The following is a 13,562-nucleotide window of genomic DNA, read 5'->3' as shown; positions in this document are numbered from 1 at the left end:
ATAGATAAATTCCTGATGAGGTTGCGCCGATGAGTCAAAAGTCACTACCACCCTTGAACTGGTTGAGGGCATTCGAAGTATCGGCGCGTTATTTAAACTTTACCCACGCGGCGGATGAGCTCCATTTGACTCAAGGGGCTGTGAGTCAGCAGATCCGTCAGTTGGAAAGTCACCTCGGTGTGGCGCTGTTCAAGCGCTTACCTCGAGGGCTTGGCTTGACCGAGGAAGGGCAGTCGTACCTGCCTGTCGTACAAGACGCGATCAGTCGCCTGGCAGTCGGCACAAACGAGATTTTCGGCCAGCACAATCGAAGACATTTGAAGGTGCGCGGCAGCCTTTCCTTTCTTCACTATTGGTTGGCCCCCCGACTCGCAGATTTTTGTCGGGAGTATCCCCAGATCGATATTCGATATATCAGCAATATTTGGGTGAAAGAACCGGACGGCGAGGATGACCTGGAGATTCGCTGGGGATGCGGTGAGTGGTCGGGCTTGCACGCTCAGCGATTGACTTGGGACATCCTTCAGCCTGTTTGCTCCCCGGAGCTCATGGCCAGCTCACCCATACATGAGCCTCGCGACTTGATGAACCATTCTCTGCTTCATGTGCTGGGGTACGAAGAAGGTTGGGGTTACTGGTTGAAGCGAGTTGGAGCAGACGACGTCGACTACTCCCGTGGCCTCCAGTTTGACACGCTGATTTCCACGATCCGCATGGCCGAATTGGGGCAGGGCGTTGCGCTGGCACGGTCTTCCGTGGTCGAGGATTTGCTTAAGAGTGGGCAATTGATTGCGCCATTCAATCACCGAATCGAGGCAAGCGAATCCTTTTATCTGGTGCACGAACAGAACAAAGTGCTATCGCCTGATGCCGCAAATTTTTCTACCTGGCTGGTGGCTCAAGCCCATCGCCTTTTGTAAAACTGATTTGGAGTTGTCATGCATTATGTAAGCACTCGCGGCGGCGACATGCGTGCTGATTTTCGCAGTGTGGTTCTGTCGGGGCTCGCCGAAAATGGTGGTCTCTATGTCCCGGCCAGTTTGCCTGTCTTCACCGAGAAACAGATTGCCAGCTGGTCGTGGCTGCCGTTTGATGAGTTGGTTTGGCGAGTGGTTTCGCCTTTTGTTGGCTCTTCCATAGACGAAAGCACCCTGCGTGCCTTGCTCAGTGACAGCTATCAACAATTCAAGCACCGAGCTATTACGCCACTTGAGCAGATCGGGCATAACGAGTGGATACTCCAGCTGTTTCATGGCCCGACCCGTTCTTCCAAGGATTTCGCCGCGCAATTGCAGTCGCGCCTGGTCGAACATTTTCTGGATGAAGTCGGTAAAGAAGCGTTGGTGGTCGGTGCAACTAACGGTGATACCGGCGTCGCGGCGCTTGAAGCCTTTGCTAACTGCCCGGCCGCCCGCATGGCGATACTGTATCCGCGCGATGGGCTTGCGCCTGAGCAACTCAGTGCCTTGCAGGCAGCCGACCCGCAGCGGGTTCAGCTGTTTCCGGTTGACGGTAATTTCGATGATTGCCAGACGCTGGTCTCCAGACTCTTGCGTGAGTGGCCGTTGGACGGAGTGTTGCCGGTCTGTTTCAACTCGACCAATTGGATCGGCGTCCTGGCCCAGATCGTTTTTTACTTCCACGCGGCTTTGCAACTGGGCGGTGGCTCGCGTCCCGTTGGCTTTAGTGTTCCAGCTGCCAGTTCGGCCGAGATCTACGCCGGTTACATTGCGCAGAAAATGGGATTACCCATCAATCAGGTGATCATTTCCACCAACAGCAATGATGCCCTGCACCAGTTTTTTCATTGCAATCGCTACTCCACCCGGATGACTAATCGAACAGTGTCGCCGGCGATGGACTTCTCGCTGTTTTCCAACCTGGAGCGGTTTATCTGGGAAATTTACGAGCACGATGGCTGCTCAACAAAAGCGCTGATGGAGCATTTTGAAAGTTGCGGAGAAATGAGCATCGGCAATCAGCAATGGCTGCGTGCACGGGTACTCTTCGATTCCTATGCGGTAGACGAATCCCAGGTGCGCGATGAAGTAGTCGAGCTGTTCCGAGAGACAGGCTCGGCCATCGATCCTCACACCGCTGTCGGTGTACTGGCCGGCCGACTTCATCGACGCAGCCTGGGCGCGCCGATGGTCACCTTCGGGCAAATTGCGCCGGCCAAGTCGGCGGCGCTGTTGGCCGAGCTGGGCGTCTGGCAAGCAAGCACTCCGAGCACTGTCGAGGTGCGCGCGCAACCACCGTACCTGGCCAAGGGCGATCTGGACGGTCTGTGCCAGGCTCTTCGTCTGGCGCAGCAGAGGCCTGCATGAAGCGCATTCTCGATCCGTTGGACGAACGCATACTGGCCGAACTTACTGCTAATGCGCGAATAGCCCATATCGAACTGGGTGCCAAGATCAACTTGTCGCGCAATGCGGTGCGCCAGCGCATCGAGCGTCTTGAGCGCGACGGTGCGATCCAGGGCTATACGGTACTTCTCGGTGAGTCGCGGCGGCCTACATCGCTTATCAGCGCGGTGATCTTTGTCTACCGCTACGACCGCATGCGTGGCGAAGAAGTCCTGACTGCGCTGCGCTCCATTCCCGAAGTCATGCAATGTGAAGTACTCAGTGGTGAGTTCGATTTAATGCTGCGTGTGAATGCCGCTACACCTGAACGTGTCCATCTCGTGTGGAAGGAAATCGCGGCCATGCCTGGGGTGGAAAACACCGTGACATCGTTCGTCCTTTCTGCGGTGTTTTGACAGCTGAGTAACTGCATTGACCTGACCAGCCATTTGCATCGGACTTGACCAGCACGCTTTGTAGTCTTCACTGTCAGAGAACGACCCATTGCTGCCGGTGGCGATAGTCAAAAAACGACCCAAAGCTGCCCTTCGGACATCTTCATGAGTCACGTCGCAATGGAAAGTAAGGCAGCAGTCGTTCGGTTTCTCTTCTAACCACGGCGTAGCATTCGCAACTCAGATCCTCGAGCCGAGCCCTGTCCAGGATCTTGATGTGTCCCCGACTGTATTCGATAACACCCAAGCGCTGTAGCTTGCCGGCGGCGTCGGTCACGCCTTCCCGGCGTACACCAAGCATGTTGGCGATCAATTCCTGGGTCATGGTCAGTTCATTGCCTTGCAGGCGATCGAGCGACAACAGCAACCAGCGGCACAGTTGCTGGTCGATGGAGTGGTGGCGGTTGCACACCGCAGTCTGGGCCATTTGCGTGATCAGTGCCTGGGTGTAACGCAGCATGAGCAGAAGCATCTCTTCATGGCGGTTGAACTCGTCCTTGAGCTGCTGGCCGGGTAACCGCAAAGCATGCCCGGCACTTTGCACAACGGCCCGACTCGGCGTGCTTTCACCGCCCATGAACACTGCAACACCAATCAAGCCTTCATTGCCGACAACTGAAATCTCGGCCGAGGCGCCGTTCTCCATCACATATAACAGCGACACGATCGCGTCGGTGGGGAAGTAGACATGCCGTAGGGCGCCGCCGGACTCATAGAGCACTTTGCCAAGTGGCAGTTCGACCGGTTCGAGGTGGGGCAGCAGGCGTTCCAGCGCTTGCGCGGGAAGCGCCGCCAGGAGGTAGTTCTGTTGTGGCTTGGGTACAGCAAACATATCAGCCACCGTTCAAGGGCGAATACCCTGATCGGGACAGGTTACTCCAAAGCGCACTATGCGGGGCAACGCACTGAAGCAAGCCCGGCAATCTGCGATGCTCAAGGGCACGACGCTGCATCTGCAGCGCCAAACGTTGGAGGTTGTCATGAGCAAGCACATTGACCCGAATCTTCGCCAGGGTCCCGGCAAGCCCACTGCGAAACAGCCACAGAACATGCCGGTCCCCCTTCATTACAAGCCTGGCCAGTCTGCCAACCAGCCGGTACACACCAAGCTGGGTGAGGCCATGCAGCCGCACCACCAAGGCCCGAGTTTTCCTGTCTGAATCCAGGCCTGCCAAGAGCGCTGTTTCTCAGCGCTCAAGATCGGCGTCGACGGTTCTATCCCACCCTGGGGTTTCTGGTTGGAGCGCTTTTACCTGGCATGTCACCAGGACCTGGTGTTCTTTACCGTCATCGAGCAATTCCAGCGCGTCATTGCCCAGCAGCTCACCGTCCAGCGTGGTCGAAGTGGTCGTGCCCGGACGTACATTGATATGGTAATTCGTCTCCCCATAGCGGTAGCGCAGCGTGTAGACAGGCCAGCCCTGCGCAAGCAGCGGTACGATATGCAATGAAGTACCGACACGCTGCAATCCGAGCAATGACTCCACGATGAATCGGTACATCCAGCCGGCCGACCCGGTGTACCAGGTCCACCCCCCACGGCCCGCATGTGGCGGCGTGCCGTAGACGTCGGCAGCCATGACATAGGGCTCGACCTTGTAGGTTTCGATCCGGCTGGCGATTTCATGGCCCGCGGGGTTGATCATGTTGAGCAACCGCCAGGCCCTGACGTTGTCGCCAAGCTCGGCGAACGCCATGCCGGCCCAGACCGCGGCGTGGGTGTACTGGCCACCATTTTCCCGTACGCCCGGCACATAGCCCTTGATATAGCCGGGCTCGAGCGAGCCGGTGTCGAAGGGCGGATCGAGTAGCAAAACCGCGCCTGTGTCGGGGCGTACCAAGTGCTGCTCGAATGAAGCCATGGCCGTGCGGCGCCGGGTTTGCGAGGCGGCACCCGACAGTACGGACCAGCTTTGCGAGATCGAGTCGATGCGGCATTCGTCATTGTTGGCCGAGCCCAGGACCTGGCCGTCGTCAAACCAGGCGCGCCGGTACCATGAACCGTCCCAGGCATGCTCCTCCAGACTGGCCTGCAGCATGGCGGCCTGCTGGGTACAACGCTGTGCGAAAACAGGGTCGCCATGCAATTGGGCAGTGATGGCAAACTGTTGCAGGACATCGAAGCCGAAGAAGCCCAGCCACACGCTTTCCCCTTGGCCCAGATGGCCGACCCGGTTCATCCCGTCGTTCCAGTCGCCCGTGCCGATCAAGGGCAAGCCGTGGCTGCCACGCTGCAGGCCGTGTTCGATGGCGCGTACACAATGCTGATAGAGGCTTTCTTCAAGGTGCGACTTGCCCGGCAGGTCGTAATAGGACTCCTCCCCGGCATTGAGCGGGCGGCCTTCAAGGTAACCCACGGGTTCGGCCAGCACGCTGAGGTCTGCGGTGACGTTGACATAGTGGCTGGTCGCCAGCGCCAGCCACAGATAATCGTCCGAACAGCCACTGCGCACACCCCGATCGAGCGGCGGGTGCCACCAGTGTTGAACGTCGCCTTCGGCATATTGATGGGCTGCACACAGCAACAAATGGCTACGCACGCTGGCGGGATCGGCATGGATCATCGCCATGCTGTCTTGCAGTTGATCGCGAAAGCCGATGGCCCCGCCGGACTGATAGTAGCCACTGCGGGCCTGGAAGCGACAGGCGATCACCTGGTACATCAGCCAGCCATTGACCATGACATCGATGCTCGGGTCGGGGGTCTGGACCTGAATCACGCCCAACTGCGAACGCCAATGCTCGCGTACCGCCTCGAGTTGCGCGGTTGCCGCCCCCAGGCCCCGGTACTGCTGAACCAGGCGCAGGGCTGACGCCGTATCCTTGGCTGCACCGAGCCGGAAAACCACGTCCTGGTCATCACCGTTGTCGAGGTCGAGGGCCACCTGTATCGTCGCACAGGGATCCAAGCCACCACCGGTACGGCCCGACAGCCGTGCCTGCTGTAATCCGGCAGGAGCCTTGAGGCTGCCGTTGCGGCCGATGAATTCACTGCGATCGCCGCTGGTGCTGGTGTCGGTTGAATCGGTATCGAGGAACGCCACCCGTTCGCAAAACTCGATCGAATAGGCGTTCCTGGCGAAAAATGCGCCGCTGCTGGGGTCGGCTTCCGTCACCACATGCATCGCTGATTTGCTGCGCAAGTCGCCCAGCACCCACTCGACATAGCAGGTCGTCGACAGACGTCGGGTGCGGCCTGAGCGATTGCGAATCTGCAAATGCGAGAATTTGATCGAAGCATCCAGCGCCACATACACCCACAACTCGGTGTGGATACCGTCTTCATCGTGCTCGAAGACGCTGTAGCCGAAGCCGTGCCGAGTACGGTACGCACCGGTACCGGGACAAGGCTGTGGCGTTACCGACCAGAAATGCCCGGTTTCTTCGTCACGCACATAGATCGCCTCGCCGCTGGCGTCGGTGAGCGGGTCGTTATGCCAGGGACTCAGGCGAAATTCGTGAGCGTTTTCCATCCATGTGTAAGCGCCACCACTTTCGGACATCACCGTGCCGAAATGCGGATTGGCCAACACGTTGGCCCATGGCGCCGGCGTCGGCCTGCCAGGCTGCAAGGTCATGACGTACTCGCTGCCATCGGCACTGAAGCCGCCATAGGCGTTGCCCAGGAGCAAACCTTCGATAGCGGGTAGGGTAGCGGCCGTCGTTGCCTTTGCCTGGCGCTTGAGTGTGGGGACTAACGCCGGGTACACCGGGCTGGCGTGACGCCGATGAACCTGCTCGGCAATGCCGCCGTTGCCTTCGCTCAGTACCAGGCGCGCCACCGACAGGATCAGCGTCCGATCCTCGTTCGACAACTGCTGTGCCGGACGCACGAAAATGCCCCCGGGATGGTCGATCAACGAGGCTTCGCTGCCGGACGTCACCACACCCATGATCAAGTCCTGGAGTTGCTGGCGATAGCCGGCCTGGTCTTCGTTCCAGATGACCAGGTCCACCACCAGCCCCTTTTGCCGCCAGTAGGCATGGGCCTTGACCATCTGGTGCACGAGCTCGATGTTCTCGACGGTGGCGATCTGCAGCAGAACGATGGGCAGGTCGCCGGAGATCGCCTGGCCCCAGAGGCTCGATTGATTACGTCGATTGGCCATCAATACGCTATTTTCCGCGCGCAACGAGGCATTGGCGTAGATGATCGAAGCGGCCATCTGTTCAAACAGGCGGGCATCTTCCTGCGATACATTGAGTTGGCGCAGCAACACCTGACTGTGGGTCCATGCCAGGTCGAAGACGCGATCGGCGAGGTGTCGGTCGCGGTATTTATTGATCAGGTACAGGCATCCCTCACGGCTGTCCGCGATGCCGGTCACCAGGTCGATGGTCGCCGTTTGCCCGGGTTCCAGGGCGATACGGCAGCGGATGGCTACGATCGGATCAAGCACCGAACCTGCGGTTCCGGACAGCTGCTGGACATTGCCATCGAGCGCGGCCGGTGCTGCAACGTTGCGTCCTCGACCGATGAATCGCGCGCGATCGGTCTCGTAGGAAATGGCGTCGATGTCCACGCCATGGGCAGCCAGCAGGTGGCACATCCAGGGGACTGCTTCCTCACTGGAACGCCGCCTGCGGGTGCAGACGATGGCCTGCAGCGCCGGCAACAGTTCGGTCTGCACGAACAGGTTGCTGAAGGCCGGGTGAATGGCATCACTGATTGCCGGCGCCAGGACCACCTCGGCGTAGGTGGTGATCTCCACGCTACGACGCATGCGGCCGCGGTTGGTGATGTGCAGCCTGCGCAGTTCGATATCGTCTTCGGGAGACACGACGATCTCGGTGTGCGTATCGAAGTCGAGCTCGCGAACACGAAACTCGGCCCGGGCATCGCTGAAAATCGCTTCATGGCTTTCTGGCCGGTGCAGGGTCGGCTGGTGGGCCGAGGACCAGAATACGCCGCTACTGACATCGCGCAGGTAGCAGAACATGCCCCAGTTGTCGCGGGTCGCGTCTTCATGCCAGCGGGTCACGGCGATGTCGTTGCAGCGGCTGTAACCGCCGCCGGCACTGCTGAGCATGACGTGATAACGGCCGTTGGAGAGTAGCTGGACGGCGGGGCGCTTGCGCCCGGGATCGGCGAACACGCGAAGCCTGGTTTCCTGCGTCCCTGCGTTTTCCCCTGTGGCAGGCGCCTGGGCCGCATGCAGGTAGGGCGCGGCGGTTTTCGGTACGCGCTCCTGCAGCAACAAGACGGTCGCCTGGAATGCCGGGATCGACTCGAAACGTCGCTGCATGGGCCGGTCCAGCAGCAGGCTGGTCAAGGCCAGCAGGCTCATGCCCTGATGGTGTGCCATGAACGAGCGCACGACCGCATAGCGCTGGCCACGTGGCAGGCGTGCCTCGGTGTAGTCGACCGCTTCGTACAGGCCGTAGCGACCGGCCGACCCCTGGGCAGCCAGGCGTTGCAGGTTGCGACAGGCCGCTTGCGGCTCGACCATCAGCGCCAGGGCGCTGGCGTACGGCGCAATCACGGTATCCTCGGCCAGCCCGCGCTTGAGGCCAAGGCCTGGAACACCGAATGCCCGATACTGATAATTGAAGTGAGCATCCAGGGTGTTGTAACCCGACTCGGACACGCCCCAGGGGATGCCCAACTGGTTGCCATGCTCGATCTGCAAGGCGACGGCCGCGCGGCATGTCTGCTCCAGCAGCGTACCTTCATAGCTGGGCATGACCAGGTTGGGCATCAGGTACTCGAACATCGATCCGGACCAGGAAAGCAGCACCGGCACCCCGCGATTGTTGCTGAGTAAGCGTCCGAGGGTGAACCAGGCCTGTTGCGGCAGCTGGCCCAGGGCGATGACCACGAAATTGGTCAGGCGAACCTCTGAAGCGAGCAGGTCGTAATAGCCGTTGTCCAGCCGGCGTTCGTCGGCGTTGTAGCCTATCGAGAAGAGGTCACGCTGAGCATCGTAGAGGAAAGTGAAGTCCATGCTGGCCAGTGACGCGGACAATTCGGCAAGGCGCTCAATGTGGCTGATTCGTGCGCGAGCCAGGCGTTGTACCGCCTGCACTTGCGCCTGATCGGCAGGCAGCCACAGCGCGCAATCGAGCTCGGCCATTTGCCGCAGGGTGAGTGCCGGTGCCTTGGCCCGGGCGGGTGCCTGCGGCAGCGAGAAGCGCAGTCGTTCTGCCCGCAGGTCCGCACACTGCGCCTGCAATGCCTGCAGCCAGTAGTGTGCTTCTTCAGCAGAGCTGGCCGGACTGTCGATTGCCAAGGCCTGCGCCAGATCGAGTAATTGCAGGAGGTTGTCCGGGGTGTCCTGGACAATCGCCGACTCCACCTTCGCGCGCAGTTCAAGCACGGCACGGTCATCGAGGTCCGCGCCCTGTAACGCCTGCTGCAGTACATCGAGGGTGTCGCCCAAACCGCCAAGGCTGCGTTGATCGAACAGGGGCGTGTCGACCAACCCCAGCAGCCCCGGTCGCAGGGTGAGCAACAGGCCCGCCAGGTTGCCGCTGTCCACGGTGGACACATACCGAGGCGCCAGCGGCTGCAGTGTCCCGGTGTCGTACCAGTTGTAGAAGTGCCCATGATGACGCTCAAGGCCGGCCATGCACTCAAGGGTTGCAGTGATGCGTTCAAGCAAGCGCCCGCTGCTCAGATAACCGAAATCGTGGGCCGCCAGGTGAGAGAGCAAGGCCATGCCCATGTTGGTCGGTGAGGTCCGATGGGCAATGGCTGGCTTGGGTATCTCCTGGACGTTGTCCGGCGGCAACCAGTTGTCCTCAGGGCCCACATAGCGATCGAAGAACGCCCAGGTCTGGCGTGACAGCATGCGCAGGAATCGCAGGTCTTGCGCTGACGGTGCAAACCCCGCCGGTGTTGTCGGCAGGCTGATCCACCAGGCAATCGCCGGGCTCGCCAGCCACACCAGCAGCAAGGGTGCCGCCAGTGCGAGTACATAGAGAGAGGGGAGCAGGGCCGCGAATAGCAGCAGCGCCAGCGCAGGGGCAATCCACATGCTTTTATACATGCCGGACAGCGCGTTGCCACTGGAGCGCTCCACCTCACGAGAAGGTTGCCATTGCAGAAGGCGGCGTTTGCTGACCAGCATGCGCCACAGTGAGCGGCCAATCGCATCGAAGCTCAACAACGCATCGGAGGGCAACCAGACAATCGACAACAGTGCTCGCATGAAATGCTGGCCCGAGGTCCGCAATGCCGCGCCCAGGTGTTGCCCCAATGGAATATCGGCAGCTTTCTGTACCAGCGCCAGTACCGACTGCAGTACCGGTTGGAGAAATACCAGGCCGAGCACTGCCAATGTCCAGGAGATGGCCTCGCTCGAGCCCAACCAGCCCCATGCCAGCATGGCCAGGAAGGCACCTGGCTCCAGGCTGCGGCGCAGATTGTCAAAAATCTTCCAGCGGGCGAGGTTGCTCAGAAGGTTGGGCGCGAATCCTCCCTGGGGTTTCGGTGCCCACGGCAAGGCCCAGTACAGCACTTGCCAGTCTCCGCGAATCCAGCGGTGTCGGCGTTTGGCATCGGCGCTGTAGCGAGACGGGTATTCCTCATACAGTTGTACATCGCTGAGCAGCCCGCAGCGGGCGTAGCTCCCTTCGATCAAGTCATGGCTGAGGATGCGGTTGTCGGGCAGGCAGCCTTCGAGTGCCTGTTCGAAGGCGTCGACGGCATAGATGCCCTTGCCGATGAAGGAACCGTTGTGGAACAGGTCTTGATAAACATCGGAGACGGCGCGGGTATAGGGGTCGATACCTGCATCGCTGCCAAACAGGCGGGCGTAGGTCGAGCGTGCCGTGCTGGGCAGGCTGATCCCCACACGTGGCTGGAGGATCGCGTAACCGCTGACGATCTTGCCGCTCTGTTCATCGAATACCGGATGGTTCAGCGGGTGCATCATGGTCCCGATGCACTGATGCGCGACATCCCGTGGCAGCAAGGTATCGGTGTCCAGGGTGATGACGAAGCGTACCGCACTCAGTGGCGCGACATCACCGACGATCAATGCAAAGCGCTCCTGCCCTTTGCCACGCAGCAATGCGTTGAGCTCGGCGAGTTTGCCACGCTTGCGCTCATGCCCCATCCATACCCGCTCGGTAGAGCTCCAGTGCCTGGGCCTGTGCAGCAGGAAGAACCGGTCGACCTGGTCATCGGCATATTTGTGGTTGAGCGCCTCGATCAGTTGGCGCGCCAGTGCGAGCAATTCGGCATCCTCGGGCATCACCTCGGCAGGGGCGTCCATGAAGTCACTGAGCAGCGCAAAATGCAGGTTTGCATCGCGATTGGCCAGGAATCGCACTTCCAGGCCTTCCGCCAGAGCCTCGATGTCGCCAGCGTTGGCAAACATCGTAGGCACCGCCACCAGCGTACGCGCCTCGGCCGGTATGCCCTTGCTGTAGTCCAGGCGGGGTAGTAGCGACGGGGCTACCGTGAGGGTCACCAGCCAGTTGACCAGCCCGATCGCCAGACGGCTGGTCATCAATAACGCGGGCACGGCGAGCAGGACCAGACACCAGGTTGGCGTGCCGCTGCGATAAGCGCTGCTGAGAAATGGCCAGGCCAACAGCAGTGTCAGCAGCAGTGCAGGGCACAGGTAGAACTTCAACGGGGCGCTCTGCAGCAGGCGCTTCCATCGTTCGAGCAGCGGCACGCTGGCGTGTAGCGCCTGCTCCAGGCTGAGCAACCCGTCAGACACCAGGTAATAGCCCACGTGCCCGGATACACCGGCCGTGGGCTGTGTGGTGCTGGCCAGTTCGATGGTGGCTTGTGCCACCTTGGTTTCAGACTGCACACAATGCCGGGCGAGGCGTTCGACCACATGGCGGTAACGATCGCGGGTGGCAAAGTCCATGTTCGCGTAGATACCCGCCGGGTCCGTGCACAATACCTGTTCGACATGACTGAGCAGCTCGACGAACTCGCGCCAGTCGGTCGCCGCCAGCAACCGCAGGCTGGCGATGCTGTTGCTGATGGACACCTGGTCACCGGATTGCTGCTGGGCATCCATCTGCACCAGGCGTTCGACGGTAAGGCCGGACTCACCGAGCGTTTGTTCTATCCATGCCATGGGCAATATCAGCGCGGCGCTTTGCCCGTGCAGGCGGCGCGCCAGTTCTGCAACGAATGAAGGCGTCATCGGCGGTGCCGATCGCGCCATGTCGGCAACGGTCAATACCACGCTCTTGGCGTCGCGCTCGGCCATTTCGATCAATCGATCGGCCCAGTCATCGGCAAGGTTACGGTCATCCCGGTTGGCCATTACCCGGGACGCCACGCGCCGCAAGTTCTCGATCAGCGCCAGGCGCAGCATGATCGGGATTGCCCATAGCTCGCCCAGGGCCAGCGGCGTGATGGTCTGATAAGAAGCGATGAAACAATCCAGGCTCGGCGCGTCGACCCGGCCATCGCCGTGAGCGATGGTTTCCAGGGCGATGTCGTAGACCCGCGGCAGGCCTGCCGAAGGACCTTCGGCGAGGCGTGGCAACTCGCGACTGTAGCCGTCGGGCAGGTGGGTCCTGGCGGTACGGATGTTTTCTTCGATGAGGTAGAAGTTGTCCAGCAGCCATTCCGCCGCAGGGGTGGCGCGTCGGCTGGACAGTTGTACGGTCTTGAGCGCTGCGCAACTACGTTCCAGAAGCAGTTGGTTGTCAGTCAGGCGGCCCAGCAAGGCGTCCTTTCTTGAAAGACGCCCGAGCACATGTTGGCGTGCCAGTACGATACCGTGGTCTGCCATCTGCTGCGCATTGAACAGGTCGGAACGCAGGATGGGCTCGTACTCGAACTTGTGCCGCGCTGCACTCCACCTGAGCCAGATGGCCGGTGAGCGCCAAAGGCTGGACAGCGTGCGAGTTAGGATATTTTGCATGAAATCCTTCGTACGACCCGCGCAGGGCAGGTCGCATGTGGAATGAAGGCGGTTCTACGCCAGGCTAGGTGTGCGGGCGTTGCGCCGCCGGGCGCAGCATTCCACCGATGAGTGTGGGTTATTCATCGGGGCGAAGTCTGTTCGCTAGCGAACATAGGCAATGTTGGCCGCAGGGGGCAGTGTGATAGGCGAACGATCCAAGAGGCCGCTTTTGGCCGTTCGCTGCCTGTCACTCAGGGCAGCTGTCGACCCATAACGGCCGCTCGCGACGGACCGTCTATGATTCCAAACGGCAGTTGACATATGTCCACAAACATCCAGAAGCTTAATCTCTACTGAGCGCACAGCTGTCAAATCCATTTTTCCACCGAGCCACAGACCAGAAATCTCATGCCTGCACACATTCGCCTGGCTGTGCCCGCTGATGCGTCGTTGTTGCCCCGCATTGAACGTTCCGCTGCGCAGGCATTCCGTTCGATCGAAGGACTGGGTTGGCTTGCGGATGCCGCCACCCTGACAGTCGATCGCCATCGGCAGTTAATCGCGCTATCGATGTGTTGGGTTGCCGTGGATGCTCAAGGGCAGCCTCAAGGCTTCCTGAGCGCAGAACGCCATGGCAGTGATCTTCATATTGATGAGTTGTCGGTCAGACAGTCCATGCAGGGCCAGGGCTGGGGGCGAAAGCTGGTTGAAACGGCGATGGACCATGCGCGATCCAACCAGCTGCGTTGCGTGACTCTGACGACCTTTACCCAGGTGCCGTGGAATGCCCCCTTTTACCGGCGTCTAGGGTTCCGGGAAAACGCCGGGGCAACATTGGATAGGCGTTTGGCAGACATCCTGGCACAAGAGTATGGCCACGGTTTCGAACCCGGTAGCCGATGCGCCATGTCGTGGCGGGTGCCCCAATCCCCATAGCG

The 13,562-nt window shown here is 60.4% G+C and carries 7 protein-coding genes; 5 read left to right on the top strand and 2 right to left on the bottom strand.

Annotated features, from left to right (window positions below):
• Positions 1-29 precede the first annotated feature (29 nt).
• Genes AC06G5_RS15265 through AC06G5_RS15255 form a run of 3 tightly spaced genes read left to right on the top strand, consistent with a single transcriptional unit; the run spans position 30 to position 2,761 of the window.
• The gene (locus tag AC06G5_RS15265) at positions 30-920 is read left to right on the top strand and encodes a LysR substrate-binding domain-containing protein (RefSeq protein ID WP_480457353.1); all 891 of its coding nucleotides are present in this window, start codon (positions 30-32) and stop codon (positions 918-920) included.
• An 18-nt stretch (positions 921-938) separates the two neighbouring features.
• On the top strand, positions 939-2,327 hold the full coding sequence (gene thrC, locus AC06G5_RS15260) for a threonine synthase (protein WP_480457351.1): 1,389 nt from the start codon (positions 939-941) through the stop codon (positions 2,325-2,327).
• On the top strand, positions 2,324-2,761 hold the full coding sequence (locus AC06G5_RS15255) for an Lrp/AsnC family transcriptional regulator (RefSeq protein WP_480457348.1): 438 nt from the start codon (positions 2,324-2,326) through the stop codon (positions 2,759-2,761). The genes thrC and AC06G5_RS15255 overlap by 4 nt, the downstream gene beginning before the upstream one ends.
• Before the next feature lie 142 nt (positions 2,762-2,903).
• Here the strand turns inward: AC06G5_RS15255 and AC06G5_RS15250 are convergent, their stop codons facing one another.
• Positions 2,904-3,632, bottom strand: a complete 729-nt coding sequence (locus tag AC06G5_RS15250) for a Crp/Fnr family transcriptional regulator (protein ID WP_480457346.1) — start codon at positions 3,630-3,632, stop codon at positions 2,904-2,906.
• A gap of 148 nt (positions 3,633-3,780) precedes the next feature.
• Between AC06G5_RS15250 and AC06G5_RS15245 the strand changes: the two genes are divergently transcribed.
• Complete coding sequence (locus AC06G5_RS15245; protein WP_111286479.1) at positions 3,781-3,960, top strand: hypothetical protein; 180 nt, start codon at positions 3,781-3,783, stop codon at positions 3,958-3,960.
• A 27-nt stretch (positions 3,961-3,987) separates the two neighbouring features.
• On the opposite strand, the gene AC06G5_RS15240 is transcribed toward AC06G5_RS15245, so the two are convergent.
• Positions 3,988-12,642 (bottom strand): glycoside hydrolase family 94 protein, encoded by an 8,655-nt coding sequence (locus AC06G5_RS15240; RefSeq protein ID WP_480457343.1) that lies wholly within the window; start codon positions 12,640-12,642, stop codon positions 3,988-3,990.
• Between the two features lie 390 nt (positions 12,643-13,032).
• On the opposite strand from AC06G5_RS15240, the gene AC06G5_RS15235 reads away from it, so the two are divergent.
• Positions 13,033-13,560: a GNAT family N-acetyltransferase gene (locus AC06G5_RS15235; RefSeq protein WP_480457341.1), complete on the top strand. Its 528-nt coding sequence runs from the start codon at positions 13,033-13,035 to the stop codon at positions 13,558-13,560.
• Positions 13,561-13,562: the final 2 nt, after the last annotated feature.

It is taken from the genome of Pseudomonas sp. WT-JTC, assembly GCF_056711565.1.
The sequence above is the reverse complement of the archived record's forward strand: the minus strand, read 5'-3'. Positions and strand labels throughout refer to the sequence as shown.